Below are 19,582 nucleotides of genomic sequence, written 5' to 3'. Positions count from 1 at the left end.
TCTCCTAACGTGAAGACCTCCCGACGTGGCCACCTGCGCGCCGCCCTCCTGACCTCCGTGACCGTCTCGGCACTCCTCCTGACCGGCTGCTCGAGCACCGGCAACTCGAACGACTCCGACTCCGACGGCGGCACCGCCGCGTCGAAGGCGTGGTCGTACGAGGACGCCACGGGCGCCACCGTGAAGGTCGACCACACGCCGAAGCGCGTCGTCGTGCTGAACGACATCGCCCTGTCGTTCATCGAGTACGGCCTGAAGCCCGTCGGCACCTTCGGGCAGCTGACGATGGCGAAGGACGCCCGCTTCGAGGGCCTGGACACCGACGGCATCACGCAGCTCGGCACCGCCTACGGCGACATCGACCTCGAGCAGCTCGCCGCGCTCAAGCCCGACCTCGTCGTCACGTCGGTCTACCCGACCGACGCCAAGGGCACGCTCGACACGAAGCAGCCCGGCTACGGCTTCAAGGACACGGCGCAGGAGAAGCAGATCGAGGCCATCGCGCCGGTCGTCCAGGTGAAGTGGGGCGGCAAGGGCGAGGACGTCATCGAGAAGATCGCTGAACTGTCCGAGTCCCTCGGCGCGAAGGAGTCGACGGTCGACGCCGCCGAGAAGCGCTTCGACACCGCGGCCGACGAGCTCGAGAAGGTCTCGAAGGAGAAGGACCTGTCGGTCGTCTCGATGTACGCCGACGGTGACGGCGCCTACGTCACCCGCCCGACCGACGAGCCGTCGCTGCAGATGTACGCGTCGTACGGGGTCGACTTCGTCAACCCGAAGCCCGAGGGCTTCTACTGGGGCATCTACTCGTGGGAGAACGCCGGCCAGATCACCGGTGACGTGCTGCTGCTGTCGCAGCAGGGCTACCAGGTCGCCGATCTGGAGAAGCAGCCGACCTTCGCCGACAACGCCGCGCTCGAGGCGGGGCAGGTCCACAGCTGGACGTTCCCGGCCCTCGACTACGCGTCGCAGGCCGACTACATGACCAAGCTCGCGGGTTGGCTCGAGGACAGCAAGAAGCTGTCCTAGGACCCACGCCCAGGGCGGCCTGGAGGCGCGGTGCCAGCTGGCACCGCGCCTCCAGGCCGTTCGTGGTCTCGTTCCGGGCCGTCAGCCGACCGCGTCCGGACCGCCGCGCTACGATCCGGGCATGACCCCGCTCGCGCCACGTGTGCTGCACATCCTCTGCACGGCGTTCCTCGTCGTGGCGTTCCTGGCCTCGTTCATCGGTGGGTACGCGAACGCGAACGACTCCGGCGAGGGCGGCGCGAACATCGGTGCCGGTGCCCTGATGTCCTTCGGTGCACTCGCTGGCGCGGTCGGCATCGGGCTCGGCGTCACGGCGCTCGTCTCCGGCCTCGTCGCCGCCCGGCGCGGCGCAGCCTGACCACCGGTCGCGCGCCGTTCCGGACATCACGGTCGCGGTGGTGGCGGGATCGCCGGGACCGGAGGATCATCGGCCCATGGAGTACTCGACGGCGATGCTCACCGAGGAGACGTGGCCCGACTTCGCCGCGCTCGTGACCCGCAGCAACGGCGTGTGGGGCGGGTGCTGGTGCATCGGTTTCCACCCGGACGGTCCACGCGGGACGCCCGACCCGACGGTGTCCCACCAGGAGGCGAAGCACCGGCACGTGCGGAACGGCACGAACCACCAGGTGCTCGTCTACGCCGACGGCACGGCGGTCGGCTGGTGCCAGTTCGGGCGGCCGGTCGAGCTGCCGACGATCCTGAACCCCGGCGCCTACGCCCGGGATGCCCAGGCGCCGCCGGACTGGCGGATCGGCTGCGTGTTCGTCGAGTCCCGGCACCGCGGTCAGGGGGTCGCACGCGCCGCGGTCACGACCGCGCTCGAGGAGATCCGGCGGGCGGGCGGCGGGACCGTCGAGGCCTACCCGGAGCAGACGGTCGAGCGGAAGCCGCAGCGCGGGGCCTACCTGCACACCGGACCGGAAGAACTGTTCACGCAGTTCGGGTTCGTGCGCGACCGCCGCATCGCCAAGTGGCGGTGGGTGATGCGCACGACGGTGTGACCGGCGTGCCCGCTCGACGCCGCACTGCCAGGCCGGCGCGCGTACCGTGGGCACCGTGACACGCACCGCTCCGGTACGACCGCACCGCCTCGCCCTCATCGGCGCCGCCGTGGCCCTGGTGATCGGGGTCGGACTGCTCTTCACCCCCTGGGACGGGCCGGTCATCGTGCTCGCCTGGGCGCTCATCGTCGCCGCTGTCGTGCTCGGCGCCATCACGTTGTTCTTCGTGCGGGCTCCCCGCAGCTAGTGCCCCACCGGGGCACTTGTCCCCTTTTCTCCCGACTGTCCGAGCGCGGCAACGGGTCTACGGTCTGTCCCGTGCGGCAACGACGCCGCACGATGACGAATCGAGCATCATGCAACGACGGATGAAGCGAATCCTCGCGCTCGCCCTGAGCGTCGGTGTCGTGGGGGCACTGGCTCCGGCGATCTCGGCCCAGGCAGTCGCCACGAGCGACACCCCGGACTTCGGCAGCAACGTGAAGATCTACGACCCCACGGTGCCGGCGTCGACCATCCAGGCCGACGTCGACGCGGCGTTCACCAGCCAGCTCCGCAGCACGACGGCGCAGTTCGGCACGCAGCGGCACGCCTTCCTGTTCAAGCCCGGCAGCTACGGCCGGGTCTGGGCGAACCTCGGCTTCTACACGTCGGTCGCCGGGCTCGGCAAGAACCCCGACGACGTCACGATCAACGGTGCGGTGAACGTCGACTCCGGGTGGAATGCCGGCGACGAGAAGAACGCGACACAGAACTTCTGGCGGTCGGTCGAGAACGTGGCGATCGCGCCCGAGAGCGGAACCGACCGGTGGGCGGTGTCCCAGGCCGCTCCGATGCGCCGCGTCCACGTGAAGGGCAACCTGACGATGGGCCCGTCGAACCAGGACGGTGGGCAGGGGTACTCGTCCGGCGGCTACATCGCCGACACCAGGGTCGACGGCACGGTGACCTCCGGGTCCCAACAGCAGTGGTACACGCGGAACTCGACCATCGGGGCGTGGCAGGGCGGCAACTGGAACATGACCTTCTCCGGGGTCGAGGGCGCCCCGGCGAACGACTTCTCGAAGAGCTACACGACGCTCGCCACCACGCCGACCACACGGGAGAAGCCGTACCTGTACGTGGATTCGTCGAACAAGTACCACGTGTTCGTCCCCTCGCTCAAGCAGAACGCGAGCGGTGTCACGTGGCCGAACACCGCTGGCACCGACCTCCCGATGCGGAACTTCTACGTCGCTCACCCGGGCGACTCGGCCGCCACGATCAACGCCGCTCTGGCGCAGGGCCTCAACCTCTTCTTCACGCCGGGCACGTACCAGCTCGACTCGCCGATCGCCGTCACCAGGGCGGACACCGTCGTGACGGGCATCGGCTTCCCGACCCTCGTCCCCACCAGGGGCAACGCCGTGCTGACGTCGACGGACGTCGCCGGGGTGAACGTGTCGAACCTCGTCGTGGACGCCGGCGCGCAGAACAGCGCACAGCTCGTCCGCCTCGGCAGCGCCGGATCGCACGTCGACCACGCGGGAGATCCGCAGAGCATCCAGGACGTCTTCTTCCGCGTCGGTTCGAGCGTGCAGGGCAGGGCGACGACCACCCTGCAGGTGAACGCCGACGACACACTCATCGACCACATCTGGGCCTGGCGGGCCGACCACGGCGGCGCGCCGACGGGCTGGAACGTCAACACCGGCGCGACCGGGGTCGAGGTGAACGGCAACGACGTGCTCGCCACCGGGCTCTTCGTCGAGCACTACCAGAAGTACGAAGTGCTCTGGAACGGTGAGAACGGCAGGACGATCTTCTTCCAGAACGAGATGCCGTACGACGTCCCGGACAACGCATCCTGGCAGAGTCCGACCGGCGCGGGCTACGCGGCCTACAAGGTGGCGTCCTCGGTCACGAAGCACGAGATCTGGGGCGGCGGCGTCTACGCCTTCTTCAACACGAACCCGTCCGTGCACGCCGACCGGGCGTTCGAGGTCCCGCAGACCGCCGGCGTCCGCGCCCACGGGCTCGTCACGGTCTCGCTCGGCGACACGGGCACCATCTCGAGCATCATCAACGGCGTCGGCGGCGCGGTTCCCACCCCTGCGGGCAACACCGCTCCGAACCGACTCGCGTCGTACAACTGATCGGCACCCGTGGGAGCGGATGCTCCTGACGGTGCGCACGGGAGCGTCCGCTCCTGACGGACGACGGCCGGCTGCTCCACGAGCAGTCGGCCGTCGTCCTGCGATCAGCTGCGCTTCCGGGACGCCGCCGATCGAGGCGGGTCCGCACGCAGGTGCTCGGCCGCTCCCCCGAGGATCCGCGCGAGGTCGTCGACGTCCGCGTCCGACATCGACGCGAACAGCAGGGTGTGCAGCGCCTCGATGTGCCCGGGGAAGACGGCGGCGAGGACGTCACGACCGCCCCGGGTGATCGTCACGACCGTGCTGCGTTCGTCGTCGGGCGAGGGCCCGCGGGTGACCAGCCCACGCTGCTCGAGCAGTTGCGCCTGGTACGTCAACCCGCTGCGGCTGTAGACGACCCCGTCGGCGAGGTCGGTCATGCGCTGCTGCCCGCCCGGTGCGTCACCGAGCCGGGCGAGCAGCTGGAACTGCACGTAGCTCAGGCCGCCCACGTCGCGCAGCTGCCGCTCGACCGCGTGGCGCAGCAGGCTGCTCACCTCGGTGAAGGCGAAGTACGCCCCGAGCTGCGTCGGGGTCAGGGAGTTCGGCGTATCGGTCACGGAACCCATCCTAGCCGTTGCTTCGAGTTCGAAGCAGTGCTAGCGTCTCCGTCAGTTGCTTCGAACTCGAAGCACAACGAGCAGCACCGACGAAGGGCACGATCATGCAGGCAGTACGGTTCCACGAGGTCGGCGGTCCCGAGGTGCTCCGCACCGAGGACGTCGAGCAGCCCAACCCGGGCGCCGGGCAGGTGCGACTCCGCGTCGCCGCCTCGGCGTTCAACGCGGCGGACAACGGGATGCGGGGCGGGTTCCTGCCGATCCCGGTCCAGCTGCCGCACGTCCCCGGCTACGACGTGTCCGGCACCGTCGACGCGCTCGGCGACGGCGTCGAGGGGATCGCGGTCGGGGACGCCGTCATCGCGTTCCTGCCGATGGAACGCGACGGCGGGGCGGCCGAGTACGTCGTCGCCCCGGCGGACGCGGTCGTCGCCGCACCGACGAGCGTCCCGCTGCCCGACGCGGCGGCCCTGCCCTCGGTGGCACTCACCGCGTGGCAGGCACTGTTCGACGACGGGCGGCTCGAGGCGGGTCAGCGCGTCCTGATCACGGGCGCCGGCGGTGTCGTCGGGAAGTACGCGATCCAGCTCGCCGTGCGCGCCGGGGTCCACGTCATCGCGACGGCGAGTCCGCGCAGCATCGAGGCCGTCCGGGCAGCCGGCGCCCACGAGGTGATCGACCACAGCACGACCGACGTCCGCGCCGCCGTGACGGAGCCGGTCGACGTGCTGCTCAACCTCGCCCCGATCGACCCGCAGGACTTCGCGGCACTGGTCGACGTCGTGCGCGACGGCGGCGCGGTCGTGAGCACCACGGCGTTCATGGCCACGCCGGGCGACGACTCCCGCGGGGTCCGGGCGGCGACGGTGTTCGTCCTGCGCAACCGCGAACGCCTGGCGGAGCTGGTGTCCCTGGTCGACGCCGGGGCGCTCACGGTCGAGGTCACCCGGCGCATCCCACTGGCGGAACTGCCGTCGCTGCACGCCGAGGCGGCCGCGGGACGGATCAGCGGCAAGGTCGTGGTCCTGGCCGGGTGACGGCGGCGCGACCCCGCCGCACCCGCACCACCCGCAGCAGCGCCGGATACGCTCGGCGCATGACGGACCAGGGGTGGCACGAGGACGTGCTCGGAGCACCGTACGAACGGCTCGAACTGCCGCTCGGCACCGACTCCGAGGGACCCGTCGTCGCCACCCTGGTCCGCCGCCGGCACACCCCGACGGACCTGCTGCTGCACGGCCGTGGGCCCCTGCACGGGGTCGACCTGCTCTACGTGCACGGCTGGTCGGACTACTTCTTCCAGGTCGAGCTCGCCGAACGCCTCGAGCGGCTCGGTGCCCGGTTCCACGCGCTGGACCTGCGGAAGTACGGTCGGAGCCTGCGCCCGTACCAGACCCCGGGCATGGTCGACGACCTGGCGGTGTACGACGAGGACATCGCCGCGGCGCTCGACGCGATCTCGGCCGAGCACCCCGGCTCGGACCGCCGCCGGCTCGTCCCGATGGGCCACTCCACCGGCGGCCTGACCCTGTCGCTCTGGGCAGCCCGGCACCCGGAGCTCGTGCACGGCCTCGTGCTGAACAGCCCGTGGCTCGAGTTCCAGGCCACCGCGGTCGGCCGGGCCATCGTCGCACCGGTCATCAAGCTCGGTGCCCGGCGGAACCCCCTCGCTCCGATGCCCGCCGTCGACCCCGGCTTCTACACCCGAACCGTCTCGGCCGAGGGCGAGGGGTCGTGGACCTACGAACAGAAGTGGCGGCCGGAGCGCGGCTTCCCCCTGCACCCCGGGTGGCTCGCCGCGGTCTTCGACGGCCAGGCACAGGTCGAGAAGGGCCTCGGCATCGGGGTGCCGACCCTGGTGATGCTGAGCGACAAGAGCATGCTCCAGCCGCGGTGGGACCCCGGGATGGCGCGCGCCGACGTCGCCCTGAACGTCGACACCGTGGCGCACCGCTCGCTCTCCCTGGGCGAGGAGGTCACGGTCCGTCGACTCGAAGGTGCCCTGCACGACGTGGTGCTGTCCGCGCCGGAGGTGCGGGAACGGGCCTACGACGCCATCGGGCGCTGGGCGACCACCCTCCGCTAGTCCCGCGACGACAGTCCCGCGACGCTGATCCCGCGACGCGTGCGACTCAGTCGGCCAACCCGGCCACCGCGGCACGGGTCGCCGCGGCGACGAGCGCGTCCGACGGCTCCGCACCGGTATCGGCCCGGCTCGTCATCACGACGAGCACGATGGGCGCCCGCCCCGGCGGCGTCACGACCGCGATGTCGTTCCGCACCCCGTAGGACGCCGTGCCGGTCTTGTCGGCGACCCGCCACGACGGGTCCACCCCGGCACGGATCGTCGCGTCGCCGGTCGTGTTGCCGAGCATCGCCTCGCGGAGCACCCGCCGGTCGGCGGCGTCGAGGGCGTCCCCGAGCAGCACGGTCCGGAGGTCCGCCGCGAACCGCTCCGGTGTCGTCGTGTCCCGTCGGTCGCCCGGGGTCGCCTCGTTCAGGTCGGGTTCGACCCGGTCGACACGCGTCGTCCGGTCCCCGATGCCGCGCAGCCACCGCTCGACGGCGTCCGGCCCGCCGAGCCGCTCCACCAGCAGGTTCGCCGCGGTGTTGTCGCTGGAGCGGAGCGCGGCGTCGATGAGCTCGCGCACCGTCATCCCGGTGTCGACGTGCTCGCTCGTCACGGGCGCGTACTCGAGCAGGTCGCCGCGGTCGTAGTGCACGACGGTCGCCAGGTCGGCGTCGAACGAGGCGTCGAGGACCGCAGCCGCGATGAACACCTTGTTCGTCGACGCGAACGCGAACCGCTCCCCCGCACGGTGCGCGATCGTCCGATCGTCCCCGGTGTCGACGGCGACGACCCCGAGCCGTGCGTCGTACCGCCGCTCCAGCGCCGCGAAGGCCCGGGCAGTGGCCGGATCGGTCGACGGCGCCGCGGACTCGGAAGCCGACCCAGAACCAGAAGCCGTTGCAGAAGCCGACGCCGACGCCGACGACGTCGGCCCGGTCGACGCCCCACCCGGGTCGCCGGAGCACCCCACCAACCCGACCAGCACCAGGGCCGTCAGGGCCGCGGTCGTCGTCCTCGTCCCACCTCGCACATCCCGAGCCTGCCCGATCACCGTGCAACTACCCTGAGCGGCATGCCAGCTCCCGCCGTCCGCCTGACCCGCCTGGACCCCACCGGCGCCGACCGCCAGGAGTTGCTCGCGTTCCTGACGTCCGAGGAGTTCCCGTTCCACGTCCGACGCCGCATCAGCGCGGCCGACGCGGCGAGCGCCGTCGACTCCGGTGCCTACCGCGACGACGAGCACGACACCTCCTGGCTCGACCACGACGACCACGGGCGGATCGGTCTGGTCCGCCTCGAGGACCTGGCCGACCCCGTCCCCCTGTTCGACCTGCGCCTGGCCGGTCGGTTCCGGGGTCGTGGCCTCGGGGTCCCCGCCCTGCGTGCGGTGACCGACCACGTGTTCACGACGATGCCGGCGATCACCCGCTTCGAGGGCCAGACCCGCGAGGACAACACCGCCATGCGCCGGGTCTTCGTCCGCGCCGGGTGGGTGCAGGAGGCCCACTACCGCGAGGCGTGGCCCGTCGACGGGGGCCCGGCCGTCGGGTCGGTCGGCTACGGCGTGCTGCGCCGCGACTGGGAGACGGGCGAGACCACTCCGGTGCCGTGGGACGACGTCCCGCGGTGAGCGGCTGACGGCAGCAGGCGGACGGGAGGCCCGTGGCGGCGCCGCCACGGGCCTCCCGTCCGTCGGTCGGTCGCGTCTCAGGACCGCGACAGGCGCGCCAGGGTGGCGTGCGCGCCGTCCGCGATGAGCCCGTCCAGGGCGTCGCGGTACGCGGCGACGAACCGCTCGTCGTCGACCAGGTCGCCGAAGACCTGGCGGTTCGCGATGAAGGCGAGACGGTCCTCGCGCTGGGTCAGGGCGATGCGGTGCAGGGGTTCGGCGAGCCGGTCGACGATCTCGATGGGTTCACCGGACTCGTCGGTGCCCTCGTCGTAGCGGGCCCACGACGCGACGATGCCGGCAGACAGCGTGACGGGGCGACCGGCCGCCACGTTCTCGCGCACGACGGGGAGCAGCCACTTCGGGATCCGGTCGCTCGACTCGGCGCAGAGCCGGGCGAGGGTGTCGCGCACCTCGGGGTTCTGGAAGCGCTCGATCAGGGTCGACTTGTAGTCCTCCAGGTCGATGCCGGGCACGGGGTGCAGCGTCGGCGTGCCCTCTTCGTCCATGTAGCGGCGCAGGAAGGTCGCGATCGCCGGGTCCTGCGTGGCCTCGTGCGCGTAGCGGTACCCGGACAGGTACCCGAAGTAGCAGAGCCCCTGGTGGCTGGCGTTGAGGAGCCGGAGCTTCATGAGTTCGTACGGCTCGACGTCGTCGACGAGCTGGACGTCGGCGTCCTCGTATGGCGGGCGGCCAGCGGGGTGGTCGTCCTCGAGCACCCACTGGAAGAACGGTTCGGCGACGACGGGCCAGGCGTCGTCGATGCCGAGCTCGTCGCGGACCCAGGCGCGGTCCTCGTCGGCGGTGACCGGGGTGATGCGGTCGACCATCGAGTTCGGGAACGCCACGTGCTCGTCCATCCAGTCCGCGAAGGCCGGGTCCTGCAGCCGGGCGTAGGCGGTGAACATCGACCGGGCGACGTGCCCGTTGCCCTGGATGTTGTCGCAGGACATCACGGTGAACGGGGCGAGGCCGCGGTCCCGACGGCGGCGCAGTGCCTCGACCACCAGGCCGAACACCGTGCGGGGTGGGCCGTCGCCGCGCAGGTCGGCCGCGACGCCGGGTTCGTCGGCGACGAACTCGCCGGTGACGTGATCGAAGTTGTAGCCGCCCTCGGTGATGGTCAGGCTGACGATCCTGGTGTCCGGGTGCGCCATCTTCTCGACGACGGCGTCGGGGTCGTCGACGGCGAGCAGGTACTCGACGATGCTGCCGACGACACGGGACTCGCGGGTACCGTCCGGGTGCTTGAGGACGAGCGTGTACAGGCCGCCCTGTTCGGCCATCGCGGTCGCCATCCGACGGTCCTGCTCGAGCACGCCGACGCCGCAGATGCCGTACTCGCGGGCGTCGCCCTGCTGCATGAGCCGGTCGATCACCATCGCTTGGTGCGCGCGGTGGAACCCGCCGACGCCGAAGTGGACGATGCCGGCGGTGATGCCGTCGCGGTCGTAGGTGGGCACGGCGACACCGCTCGCGGCGATCTCGTCGAGGGTCTCCGGGGACAGGCGGACGGGCATCGGGTACTCCTTCGTACGGCGGCGGATCCGCGAGCGGTGACGCGGCGGTTCGTCCGTCCAGTCTGGCACCCGACACCTCCGGCAGAACAGTGGTGCAGCACAGGCGTTCTGCACCGGGGGACGAACCTGGGGATGCACTCAACCTCGTTGCACCGAGTGCATCGATGCACCTAGTGTTCCATCTCGTGACCATCGCGACCGACCGCCGTGCTGCCCTCAAGGCGAAGCACCGTGCGGCGATCCTGCAGGCCGCTCGCGACCTGATCGACGAGCGCGGCGGCCGCGACTTCAGCGTGGACGACCTCGCCGCCCGGGCGGACATCGCCCGCCGCACCGTGTTCAACCACTTCGCCTCGCTCGACGAGGTCCTGCTGGCCGTGTGCGAACAGGAGCTGTCCGTCATCATCGACCGGTTCCTCGCCGACATGGCCCGGACCCCGGTCGGCGACGGCAGCCGGGCGTCGATGTTCGACGAGCTCGAGTCCGCGGCCCGCGGCGCCGACCTGGCTCCGGCGATCGCCAGCATGTACCGGATCCTCGGCGACCCCGGCAAGGACGACCCGAAGGCCGCGGTCCTGACCCAGACGGCGTTCTCGCGTGTGACCGAACGGCTCCGGCACGAGGTCGCCCGGCGCTACCCGGCCGCGGACCCCCTCGACGCCGCGCTGCTCGTCGAGTCGCTCATGAGCGGCATCGTCGTCATCGCGGAGCACTGGCTGGCGACGTCCGGCCCCGAGCTCGACCAGCCGGCGCTCGACGCGTGGGACGACCTGCTCGCCCGACTCGTGCACAGCGTCCGCAGCGGCTACATGGCCGACGACTGACACCGCCCCACCTCCTCATCCCCCAGGGGTCCACCGGCGCACCCCGCACCACCAGCACCTGACATCGAAAGGACCGCAGGCACCCGCATGGCCGGTCTCCTCTACCGTCTCGGACGGTTCTCCGCACGACGCCACTGGCTCGTGATCATCACCTGGGTCGCGATCATGGCCGTCGCGGGCGTCACGTACACGCTCTTCGCCGGCACCATCTCGTCGTCGATCACGATCCCGAACACCAAGACCAGTCAGGTGCAGGACCAGCTCGCCGACAAGTTCCCGTCGGCGAACGGCGGCAACGGCACGATCGTCTTCGAGACGAAGGACGGCAAGGCGATCTCGTCGTCGCAGCAGTCCGAAATCGACGACTTCCTGACCAGCCTCGAGAAGCTCGACGGCGTCAAGGGCACGACGAGCGGCTTCGCCACGCAGCAGCAGCTCGACGACCAGCGGCAGAAGATCGTCGACGGGCGTGACCAGATCGAGTCCGGTCGCGCGAAGATCGAGACCGGCCAGCAGCAGCTCGACGCCCAGAAGGCGCAGCTCGAGTCCGGCAAGCAGAAGATCGCGACCGCCCAGGCGCAGCTCGACGCGCAGAAGGCCCAGGCGCAGGCCGCCGGCGGCGCAGCCGTCCCCGCCGCACAGGCGCAGGCCGCGGCCGCCCAGCTCCAGCAGGCGCAGGCACAGATCGACGCCCAGCAGGCCCAGATCGACGCCGGTGAGCAGCAGATCGCGACCGCCCAGAAGACGATCGACACGAACAAGCAGAAGCTCGACGACAACGAGCAGCAGCTCGAACAGGGCTCGGACCTGCTCGACCTGTCGAAGGACATCCGCTTCGTGTCGGACAACGGCAGCGCAGCGATCGGCACCGTGCAGTTCACGAAGTCGACCTACGAGGTCCCCGCGGACACGAAGACCGCCATCGCGGACGACGCCGAGTCGGCCGACATCCAGGGCGTCAACGTGTACGTCTCGAACGACATCGCACAGGGCGTGCCGTCGATCCTCGGCCCGGGTGAGATCGGCGGTGTCATCATCGCCGCGATCGTGCTGCTCCTGATGCTCCGCACGGTCATCGGCGCCGCGGTCCCGCTCGTCAGCGCCGTCCTCGGCGTCGGAGTCGCTTCGCTCACCGCCCTGTCGTTCTCGAGCGTCGTCGAGTTCATCTCGGTCACGCCGGTGCTGGGGGTGATGCTGGGCCTGGCGGTCGGCATCGACTACTCGCTGTTCATCCTGAACCGGCACCGGACCCAGCTGAAGCAGGGCATGCAGGTGCACGAGTCAATCGGGCTCGCGAACGGCACCTCGGGCAACGCCGTGGTGTTCGCCGGTGCGACGGTCATCGTCGCGCTGCTCGCGCTGAACATCACCGGCATCCCGTTCCTCGGCCTGATGGGCACGGTCGGTGCGGTCGCGGTGCTCTTCGCGATCCTCATCGCGACCTCGTTCACCCCGGCCCTGCTGTCGCTCATCGGCATGCGGATCCTGCGGAAGAAGGAGCGCGCGAAGATCGGCAACACCGACTCCACGCGGATCCCGAACAAGCCGATGTCGAGCTGGCGCGCGGTCATCACGCTCGTCCTCGGCGTCGCGGTGCTCGGCACCATCGCCCTGCCCGCGACCCAGATGCGCCTCGGCCTGCCGAGCGGTTCGTCCGAGGCCGTCGAGTCGAGCCAGTACAAGGCCTACAAGACGCTCGAGAAGGAGTTCGGCGCCGGTCAGAACGGCCCGCTGCTCGTCGTGGCGACCCTGCCGGAGTCGATCAGCAAGAGCGACGTCACCGCGACCGAGGTCACCATCGGCCAGGCGATCGCGAAGAACGACGACGTGAAGGCCGTGCTGCCCATCGGCGCCTCGAAGGACCGCGACATCATCGCGTTCCAGGTGAAGCCCGCCGGCGGCCCGGACAGCGTCTCCACCGAGAACGTCGTGAAGGACCTGCGCGAGCAGACCGTCTCCACCGACGACGGCAAGGTCACCCTCGGTGTCGCCGGCAACGCGTCGGCGAACATCGACGTGTCCGAGAAGCTCTCGAACGTGCTGCCGCTCTACCTCGTGGTGGTCGTCGGGCTGTCCCTGATCATCCTGATCATCGTGTTCCGGTCGTTCCTCGTGCCGATCACCGCCACCGCCGGGTTCATCCTGTCCGTGCTGGCGTCGTTCGGCGGGCTGACCGCGATCTACCAGTTCGGCTGGCTCGGCTCGGTCTTCGGTGTGCACGACCCGGCACCGATCCTGAGCTTCCTGCCCATCATCGAGATCGGCATCCTGTTCGGTCTGGCGATGGACTACCAGCTGTTCCTGGTGTCCGGCATGCGTGAGGCCTACGCCCACGGTGCGAGCGCGAAGGTGGCCGTCCAGCGCGGCCTGCACGCGGGTCGCGCGGTGGTCACGGCGGCGGCGATCATCATGATCTCCGTGTTCGCGGGCTTCATCTTCTCGGACTCGTCCACCATCAAGCCGATCGGCTTCGGGCTGGCGTTCGGTGTGCTGATCGACGCCTTCGTCGTCCGCATGCTGCTCATCCCGTCGGCGATGCACCTGCTCGGCAAGAGCGCCTGGTGGTTCCCGAAGTGGCTCGACCGCATCGTGCCGGACGTCGACGTGGAGGGCGCGAAGCTCGAGCGCACCCACCCGGTCGCCGGCCACGAGGACACGCACACCGGCACCCACGCGCTCCCCGTGGAGCCGGACGCGAACGCGCACGACTCGGGGCACCCGCCCGCGCACCGCGCGTAGTCGACGCACCAGCGCCACCACCCTGGAGGCCCGGTGCCGGTCCACGAGACCGGCACCGGGCCTCCGATGCGTCGCCGCTCCGACGGACGCGCCAAACGTCGTGCGCCGAACGGTCACGACTCCCCGCTCACCTCCGCCGAAGGCGCACGAACCGTCGTCCGACGCCCCGGCAACCGACAGTTCCCGACCACTCGGCGCCACACCCGCGGCACGTCGAGCGACCTCGGCACACGCCACCGAGGAACCGCCGACGCGCTCGGCATCGACTGCCGAGCGGTCACGACTCCCCGCTCACCTCCGCCGAAGGTGCACGAACCGTCGCCCGACACCCCCGCAACCGACAGTTCCCGACCACTCAACGCCACACCCGCGGCACGTCGAGCGACCTCGGCACACGCCACCGAGGAACCGCCGACGCGCTCGGCATCGACCGCCGAACGGTCACGACTCCCCGCTCACCTCCGCCGAAGGTGCACGAACCGTCGCCCGCCGCCCCCGCAACCGACAGTTGCCGACCACTCGGCGCCACACCCGCGGCACGTCGAGCGACCTCGGCACGAGCGGCGAGCGACAGCAGCAGCGCCAGGTCAGGCGGCGGGAGCCGCGACGGTGGTGACAGCGCCGGTCTCGCCCGGGTGCTCGTAGTGGGCACGCACCAGGATCGGGCGGTGGTCGGAGATGCCGGCCGGCAGGGTCTCGACGCCGGCGATGTGCAGGCCGACGCTCGTCGCGAAGTCGAAGTGGCCGGTGAACTTGCGGTAGCGCAGGTACGTCGGCTGGTCGGACAGCGACAGGGCGAAGCCGTGCTGCTCGATCTTGCGGCGCAGGTTCGTCTGGAACCACGGGTAGTTGAAGTCACCGACCATGACCGCGGGGACGTCCTTCGCCAGCTCGCGCAGGAACTGGTGCGCCGCCTCGATCTGCTTGCGGCGCAGGGAGTTCGTCGCGGTGAGCGGTGAGGCGTGGAACGAGGCGACGACGACCTCGGCGTCGGCCTCGGTGTCACGCAGGTGCATCGCGATGAGCCGCTCGTGCGCGGGTGCGAGGACCCGGTCGTGCAGCGACTTCTGCAGGGAGTGGATGCTGAAGTCCTGCACCTCGAAGCGGTCGTCACGCTTGTAGATCGCGAGCCCGAGTCGGTTGGTGCGGGTCGACGCGGCGAGCGAGAGGCCGCCGATCGACGGTGCGAGGTCGTTGCTGTCGCACTCCTGCACGCACAGGACGTCGGCTTCGGAGGCCTCGGCCAGTGCGGCGAGCTCGCTGTTCGCGGTGTGCTCGCGGAGGTTGTAACTGACGACACGGAGCTGCGTGGGCTGCACGGTCTGCTCTGATGCGATCGTGCTCTGCTGCTCTGGCGCGGCCATGCTGCCTTCCTGTCCGGGTGTTCCGGTCACCCTGCCGCGGTCACCGTACTCGGGTACCGCGGACGGTTGCTGAGACTGTAACGCCTGCCGGGTTTCGTCCGTGTGACCGTGACGGAAACGGACAGCGGCGGGATCAGGCGCGGACACGGCGGACCGGGCGGACGGTGTCGCCCGCTGTGCGACTCATCAGGATGCCCTCGACGCAGGCGACGACGAGCAGGGCGGCGATGACCCAGAACGCGGCCGTGTACGGTCCGTCACCGCCCAGGCCGGAGGCCGCACGGATGACCACGGCGGCGACGGCGACACCGAAGCCCGCGGCGGTCTGCTGCAGCGTCGACGACAGCGTGTTCGCGGGGGTCATGTCGGCCTGCTCGACGTCGGCGAAGGCGATGGTGTTGTACGCCGTGAAGCCCACGGAGCGGGCTGCGCCGCTGACGACGAGCAGCACGGCGAGCAGCCAGAACGGGGTGTCCTCGGTCATGAACGCCATCGCGACCACGGTCAGCGCGGCGACGGCCGACGACACGATGATCACCGGGCGGTAGCCGAACCAGCGGAGGAACGGGGTCGTCATCGGCTTGATGCCGAGGTTGCCGACGAACACCCACAGCACCGCGGACCCGGCCAGCACGGCGCTCCAGCCCCAGGCGTCCTGGAACAGCAGCGGGAGCACGAACGGCACCGCGGACACCGCCAGGCGGAACAGGCTGCCGCCGGCGTGCGACACCCGGAAGGTCTCGAGTCGGAACGCGTCGAGCCCCATGATCGGGTGCGGAGCCCGGCGGAAGTGCCGGATCGCGAGCCAGCAGCACACCGCGCCGAGGACCCCGGAGACGACGACCGCGGTGACCGGCACGACCTCCAGCGCGAGCAGCGAGGCCATCACCACGAGCGAGCCGAGCCCGACGCAGGCGAGCAGCGACCCGAACCAATCGAACGGCACGCGCTGCGCCGCACGCTCCTGCGGCACGAGCACCAGGGCGGCGACGAAGGCGATGACGCCGAGCGGGATGTTGATGAGGAAGATCCAGTGCCAGGTCAGCGTCTCGACGAGGACCCCGCCGATGAACGGCGCGATGATCGGTGCGGCGAGGGCCGGCCAGGTCAGGATGGCGATGGCGGTGACGAGTTGTTCGCGCCCGGCGCTCCGGAGCACGACGAGCCGGCCGACGGGCACCATGAGCGCCCCACCGAGGCCCTGCAGGATGCGCCACAGTGTCAGCTCGACCAGCCCGGTGGACAGCGCGCACAGGGCGGACGCGATCGTGAACAGCGCGATGGCACCGGCGAAGACCGTCCGGGACCCGATCCGGTCGGTCAGCCAGCCGGACACCGGGATGAACACCGCGAGGGTCACGAGGTACGCGGTGATCGCGACGCCCACCGCGGCGGAGTCGACCCCGAGGTCACGCCCCATGGCCGGGGCGGCGGTCGCCAGGATCGTGCCGTCCAGGAGTTCCATGAAGAAGGTCCCGGCCACCAGCACGGCGACCGCCGTGCTGCCCGTCCGTCGTCTGGGTGTCGTCGCCGTCGTCGTCATCGCCCACCGAGACTATGCCCGCGGACGTCCGCGCCGTCACGGACGGGCCGCCCGCCGGACGCCGCACCGGCCGCCCACCGGGCGCGACGCGGCGCGCACGACGCGGGACGGGCCTCCAGGCGCGGTTCCGGGCGATCCTCATGCTCGGGCCGACTACCCTGGCCGGGTGCCGACCCGACCACCCGAACGCCGAGGACCTCGCGCGTGAGCCGCACCGACAGCGCCGGCGTGGTCGCCGCGGGCGTGGCCAGCGGCCGACGACGTGTCCTGGACACCGTGGCCTCCCTGCCGGCGTGGGCGGCGGTCCTGCTCGTCTGGACGGGCGGCCGGGTCCTGTCGACCCTGTGGCTCGCGCTCGCCTACCCGCTCATCGATCGTGCGCTCCCGGGCAACGCGATCTGGGGCAACGAGCACGGGTTCGGCGCCTTCCTGGTGGCGTGGGACGGGCAGTACTACGAGCAGATCTCGCTGCACGGGTACCCCGACGCGCTGCCGCTCGATGCCGCCGGCAACGTCGCGCAGAACGCCTGGGCCTTCCTGCCGGCGTTCCCCTTCACGATCCGGGCGCTGACCGCCTCGACCGGGGTGCCGTTCGAACTCGGCGCCCCGCTCGTCGCGATCGTCGCCGGACTGCTCGCCACCTACCTGCTGCACCGCCTGGTGCGGGACCGTGCCGGGCACGCCGCGGCGATGTGGGCGGTCTTCTTCTTCAGCTGCGGTCCGCTCTCGTTCCTGCTGCAGGTCGGGTACGCGGAGAGCATGTTCCTCGCACTGTCGTTCGGGGCGCTGCTCGCGCTGGAACGTCGGCGCTACGGGCTCCTGACGGCACTCGGCGTCGCCGCGGCCTTCACCCGCCCGGGCGCCCTGGCGATCCCGCTCGTGCTCGGTGTCGTCGCACTCGTGCGGTGGGTCCGTGCACGGCGCGAGACCGGCCGGGTGTTCGAGGGCTTCCCGCTCCGCGAGCAGGTCCGGGTCGTCGCCGCGGGGCTGACCATGGTCCTCGCCGGGCTCGCCTGGCCGGTGATCGCCTCGCACGCCACCGGGACACCGAACGCCTACCTGGAGACCGAGATGTCCTGGTGGGTGAACTTCATCGGCCGGGTGGACTTCGTGCCGCTGACGCCGTGGTTCCTGATCGCGGGCCGCTGGCTCGGCGTGGGCGGGATCCTGATCGTGGTGTTCCTGCTCGTCACCTACCCGATCTGGTTGCTGCGCCGGTCGACGCTGCGGCTCGGGCCCACGACGGTGCTGTACTCGGCCGCGTACGCGCTGTACATCTTCGCGGTGTCGCTGCCGATGGCCTCGACCCCGCGGCTGCTCATGCCGCTCGCGCCGCTGTTCGGGTCACCCGAGCTGGTCGCGAAGCCCTGGATGCGGTGGACCCTCGTGACGGGCGCGTTGGCCGGGCAGCCGGTGCTGGTCGCGGTGCTGTGGCTGCTCGGCCCTCCGTGAGCGGCTGACGCGCAGCCCGAGCATGCACCGGGCACGACACCGCGCCCCGCGCCCCGCGCCCCGCGCCCCGACATGACATGACACGACGCCGCCGTCCCGACAGGACGGCGGCGTCGCGCGTCGTGCGTCATGCGTCGCGTCTCAGGCGTCGCGCCTCAGAGCTCGATCGTGCCGTGGTCGCCGGTGTCCGGCTGACTCTGCTTGCCGAGCGCCGCCTTGAACATCTGCACCAGGCTGCCGACCGGACCGGTGTCCTGGGTCCAGTACTCGACCGAGACCCCCTCGACCGTCAGCAGCCGGATCGACGGGTCCTGGCGGCCCTCCGGGAACCAGGCCTCGGCGAACGGGGACCACAGCTCGTCGACGACCGAGTCGTCCCGGGTCACGGTCGCGGTCCCGGCGATGGACAGGTACCCGCCCTGCGACTCGATCGAGACGTTGACGTGCGGGTTCCGCGCGATGTCCTCGACCTTCTCGCTGCCGTCCTGCACCAGGAACCGCAGGGTCCCGTGGAACGTCTTGTCCTGCACCGCGAGGGGCCTGGCGTGCAGGTTCCCGTCCTCACTCACCGTGGTGAGCAGTGCCGTGTGGGCGCCGTGGACGATGTCCGAGATGGCGGCGCGCTGGTCCGTCTGTGTGTCGGTCATGGTGCTCCTTTGCGTCATGCGCCCCGCTCCGCTCGACGTGCGACCGTCGGTGCACGGGGCCGTACCGTTCCGACCAGTGTGCCCCTCCGGCGCTGGACGCGTCAGCCCCGCGCGTCGAGGTGGTCCGGTCCAGGTCGGCCTGGAGGCCCGGCACACGTCCGCCACGCCGCCCCCGCCCGGCACGCGTGCTGTCCACGACGTCGGGATCGTGAGCACACGATGTCGCCTCCACACCGGCGAACCGACCGTTCCTGCTCACGAAGTGGGACAGGGGCCGGGCGCGCGGCAGGGAGGCCGGGGTCAGGCGGGTTCGCGGATGGTGGTCTCGACGTCGACGACCTGCGGGATCTTCGGCATCGAGGCGAAGCCGAACGCCACGGGCGGGTCGAGCGGGGCCAGGTCCCCGAGCGGCTCCCCCGCCCAGGTCCCCCGCACGCCGGTGACGTCGTGCGCGCCGGTCACGCCGTAGTACTCGCGCCGACCGTTGCCCGCCGATCCCGCCGTGCCGGACCCAGGCGCGAGCAGCCGTGCCACGGGGTCGATCGCGGCGAGCCAGCGCGGGTCGCGGGCGATCGGCTTCGGGACGATGCGCAGGATCCGGCCGAGCGGCGAGATGCCGCCGACGTCGATCGAGGCCTGCAGCGCCCCGGCGGACAGCTCGAGGCCGCCAGCGGTGCGGCGGGCGCGGACGTCGACGACCGAGACGGTGTCGAAGCGGTAGGTGCCGGAGACGTACGCGGCGACGATCTCGTCGGGTGCGAGCAGCACGCTGGTGCCGTCGGGGAGTTCGAGGAACACGTCCGTGAACGGGCCGAACGGCGAGCGGTCCCACATCCCGACGACGATCCGGACGCCCGAGGTGGTGCCGACGCCCATGATCCGGCCGCGGAACCGGCGTTCGACGACGGAGTCGGAGGCGTGGCCAGCAGCGGGACCGGAGGCGTGGTCGGGGCGTGACGACATGCCCTGGACCGTACCCGCGGCCC

At 71.1% G+C, this 19,582-nt stretch carries 18 protein-coding genes; 11 read left to right on the top strand and 7 right to left on the bottom strand.

Annotation, left to right across the window (positions count from 1 at the left end):
* Nucleotides 1-9 precede the first annotated feature (9 nt).
* The 5 genes from ABRP24_RS16665 (at nucleotide 10) to ABRP24_RS16645 (ending at nucleotide 4,168) form a co-directional block, all read left to right on the top strand.
* Entirely contained in the window at nucleotides 10-1,029 is a 1,020-nt protein-coding gene (locus ABRP24_RS16665) for an ABC transporter substrate-binding protein (protein ID WP_138804110.1), read from the top strand.
* Between the two features lie 121 nt (nucleotides 1,030-1,150).
* Nucleotides 1,151-1,387 (top strand): hypothetical protein, encoded by a 237-nt coding sequence (locus ABRP24_RS16660; RefSeq protein ID WP_035808783.1) that lies wholly within the window; start codon nucleotides 1,151-1,153, stop codon nucleotides 1,385-1,387.
* 76 nt (nucleotides 1,388-1,463) lie between these two features.
* A complete protein-coding gene (locus ABRP24_RS16655) occupies nucleotides 1,464-2,033 on the top strand; it encodes a GNAT family N-acetyltransferase (protein WP_301600916.1) in 570 nt (189 codons plus the stop codon).
* Between the two features lie 55 nt (nucleotides 2,034-2,088).
* On the top strand, nucleotides 2,089-2,280 hold the full coding sequence (locus ABRP24_RS16650; protein WP_027466139.1) for a hypothetical protein: 192 nt from the start codon (nucleotides 2,089-2,091) through the stop codon (nucleotides 2,278-2,280).
* Nucleotides 2,281-2,401: 121 nt separating this feature from the next.
* Entirely contained in the window at nucleotides 2,402-4,168 is a 1,767-nt protein-coding gene (locus ABRP24_RS16645) for a hypothetical protein (RefSeq protein WP_349849829.1), read from the top strand.
* 104 nt (nucleotides 4,169-4,272) lie between these two features.
* Here ABRP24_RS16645 and ABRP24_RS16640 read toward each other — a convergent pair whose 3' ends face one another.
* Nucleotides 4,273-4,767 carry a MarR family transcriptional regulator gene (locus ABRP24_RS16640; protein WP_349849831.1) on the bottom strand — a complete coding sequence of 165 codons (495 nt, stop codon included), beginning with the start codon at nucleotides 4,765-4,767 and terminating at the stop codon, nucleotides 4,273-4,275.
* 104 nt (nucleotides 4,768-4,871) lie between these two features.
* Here ABRP24_RS16640 and ABRP24_RS16635 point away from each other — a divergent pair, with 104 nt between their 5' ends.
* A complete protein-coding gene (locus tag ABRP24_RS16635) occupies nucleotides 4,872-5,804 on the top strand; it encodes an NADP-dependent oxidoreductase (protein WP_349849833.1) in 933 nt (310 codons plus the stop codon).
* A 59-nt stretch (nucleotides 5,805-5,863) separates the two neighbouring features.
* The gene (locus ABRP24_RS16630; RefSeq protein WP_071246856.1) at nucleotides 5,864-6,853 is read left to right on the top strand and encodes an alpha/beta hydrolase; all 990 of its coding nucleotides are present in this window, start codon (nucleotides 5,864-5,866) and stop codon (nucleotides 6,851-6,853) included.
* A 46-nt stretch (nucleotides 6,854-6,899) separates the two neighbouring features.
* On the opposite strand, the gene bla is transcribed toward ABRP24_RS16630, so the two are convergent.
* On the bottom strand, nucleotides 6,900-7,868 hold the full coding sequence (gene bla, locus ABRP24_RS16625) for a class A beta-lactamase (RefSeq protein ID WP_349849835.1): 969 nt from the start codon (nucleotides 7,866-7,868) through the stop codon (nucleotides 6,900-6,902).
* 42 nt (nucleotides 7,869-7,910) lie between these two features.
* On the opposite strand from bla, the gene ABRP24_RS16620 reads away from it, so the two are divergent.
* On the top strand, nucleotides 7,911-8,468 hold the full coding sequence (locus ABRP24_RS16620; RefSeq protein ID WP_301565768.1) for a GNAT family N-acetyltransferase: 558 nt from the start codon (nucleotides 7,911-7,913) through the stop codon (nucleotides 8,466-8,468).
* Nucleotides 8,469-8,545: 77 nt separating this feature from the next.
* Here ABRP24_RS16620 and ABRP24_RS16615 read toward each other — a convergent pair whose 3' ends face one another.
* Nucleotides 8,546-10,027 carry a mannitol dehydrogenase family protein gene (locus ABRP24_RS16615; RefSeq protein ID WP_301600910.1) on the bottom strand — a complete coding sequence of 494 codons (1,482 nt, stop codon included), beginning with the start codon at nucleotides 10,025-10,027 and terminating at the stop codon, nucleotides 8,546-8,548.
* A 185-nt stretch (nucleotides 10,028-10,212) separates the two neighbouring features.
* On the opposite strand from ABRP24_RS16615, the gene ABRP24_RS16610 reads away from it, so the two are divergent.
* Both ABRP24_RS16610 and ABRP24_RS16605 read left to right on the top strand, forming a co-directional pair.
* Entirely contained in the window at nucleotides 10,213-10,851 is a 639-nt protein-coding gene (locus tag ABRP24_RS16610; RefSeq protein WP_027466131.1) for a TetR/AcrR family transcriptional regulator, read from the top strand.
* 87 nt (nucleotides 10,852-10,938) lie between these two features.
* Nucleotides 10,939-13,590 (top strand): MMPL family transporter, encoded by a 2,652-nt coding sequence (locus ABRP24_RS16605; protein ID WP_027466130.1) that lies wholly within the window; start codon nucleotides 10,939-10,941, stop codon nucleotides 13,588-13,590.
* A gap of 587 nt (nucleotides 13,591-14,177) precedes the next feature.
* Here ABRP24_RS16605 and ABRP24_RS16600 read toward each other — a convergent pair.
* Both ABRP24_RS16600 and ABRP24_RS16595 read right to left on the bottom strand, forming a co-directional pair.
* The gene (locus ABRP24_RS16600) at nucleotides 14,178-14,954 is read right to left on the bottom strand and encodes an endonuclease/exonuclease/phosphatase family protein (RefSeq protein WP_349849434.1); all 777 of its coding nucleotides are present in this window, start codon (nucleotides 14,952-14,954) and stop codon (nucleotides 14,178-14,180) included.
* Between the two features lie 133 nt (nucleotides 14,955-15,087).
* A complete protein-coding gene (locus tag ABRP24_RS16595) occupies nucleotides 15,088-16,497 on the bottom strand; it encodes an MFS transporter (RefSeq protein WP_071247565.1) in 1,410 nt (469 codons plus the stop codon).
* A 204-nt stretch (nucleotides 16,498-16,701) separates the two neighbouring features.
* Here ABRP24_RS16595 and ABRP24_RS16590 point away from each other — a divergent pair, with 204 nt between their 5' ends.
* Entirely contained in the window at nucleotides 16,702-17,949 is a 1,248-nt protein-coding gene (locus ABRP24_RS16590) for a hypothetical protein (protein WP_051596880.1), read from the top strand.
* 155 nt (nucleotides 17,950-18,104) lie between these two features.
* Here the strand turns inward: ABRP24_RS16590 and ABRP24_RS16585 are convergent, their stop codons facing one another.
* Together ABRP24_RS16585 and ABRP24_RS16580 are read right to left on the bottom strand one after the other, a co-directional pair.
* A complete protein-coding gene (locus ABRP24_RS16585; RefSeq protein WP_027466283.1) occupies nucleotides 18,105-18,596 on the bottom strand; it encodes a pyridoxamine 5'-phosphate oxidase family protein in 492 nt (163 codons plus the stop codon).
* 300 nt (nucleotides 18,597-18,896) lie between these two features.
* Nucleotides 18,897-19,559, bottom strand: coding sequence for a hypothetical protein (locus ABRP24_RS16580; RefSeq protein ID WP_214522251.1), 663 nt, complete (start codon nucleotides 19,557-19,559; stop codon nucleotides 18,897-18,899).
* Nucleotides 19,560-19,582 lie beyond the last annotated feature (23 nt).

It is taken from the genome of Curtobacterium sp. WHRI 8282 (assembly GCF_040223925.2).
GTDB lineage: Bacteria > Actinomycetota > Actinomycetes > Actinomycetales > Microbacteriaceae > Curtobacterium > Curtobacterium flaccumfaciens.
This window is presented reverse-complemented; position numbering and strand designations above follow the sequence as displayed.

What these genes read in the sequence shown, in the direction of transcription:
- ABRP24_RS16600 (WP_349849434.1), bottom strand. Translation starts at nt 14,954, where the DNA reads ATGGCCGCGCCAGAGCAGCAGAGCACGATCGCATCAGAGCAGACCGTG.
- ABRP24_RS16655 (WP_301600916.1), top strand. Translation starts at nt 1,464, where the DNA reads ATGGAGTACTCGACGGCGATGCTCACCGAGGAGACGTGGCCCGACTTC.
- ABRP24_RS16585 (WP_027466283.1), bottom strand. Translation starts at nt 18,596, where the DNA reads ATGACCGACACACAGACGGACCAGCGCGCCGCCATCTCGGACATCGTC.
- ABRP24_RS16580 (WP_214522251.1), bottom strand. Translation starts at nt 19,559, where the DNA reads ATGTCGTCACGCCCCGACCACGCCTCCGGTCCCGCTGCTGGCCACGCC.
- ABRP24_RS16620 (WP_301565768.1), top strand. Translation starts at nt 7,911, where the DNA reads ATGCCAGCTCCCGCCGTCCGCCTGACCCGCCTGGACCCCACCGGCGCC.
- ABRP24_RS16615 (WP_301600910.1), bottom strand. Translation starts at nt 10,027, where the DNA reads ATGCCCGTCCGCCTGTCCCCGGAGACCCTCGACGAGATCGCCGCGAGC.
- ABRP24_RS16635 (WP_349849833.1), top strand. Translation starts at nt 4,872, where the DNA reads ATGCAGGCAGTACGGTTCCACGAGGTCGGCGGTCCCGAGGTGCTCCGC.
- ABRP24_RS16645 (WP_349849829.1), top strand. Translation starts at nt 2,402, where the DNA reads ATGAAGCGAATCCTCGCGCTCGCCCTGAGCGTCGGTGTCGTGGGGGCA.
- ABRP24_RS16630 (WP_071246856.1), top strand. Translation starts at nt 5,864, where the DNA reads ATGACGGACCAGGGGTGGCACGAGGACGTGCTCGGAGCACCGTACGAA.
- ABRP24_RS16605 (WP_027466130.1), top strand. Translation starts at nt 10,939, where the DNA reads ATGGCCGGTCTCCTCTACCGTCTCGGACGGTTCTCCGCACGACGCCAC.
- ABRP24_RS16660 (WP_035808783.1), top strand. Translation starts at nt 1,151, where the DNA reads ATGACCCCGCTCGCGCCACGTGTGCTGCACATCCTCTGCACGGCGTTC.
- ABRP24_RS16595 (WP_071247565.1), bottom strand. Translation starts at nt 16,497, where the DNA reads ATGACGACGACGGCGACGACACCCAGACGACGGACGGGCAGCACGGCG.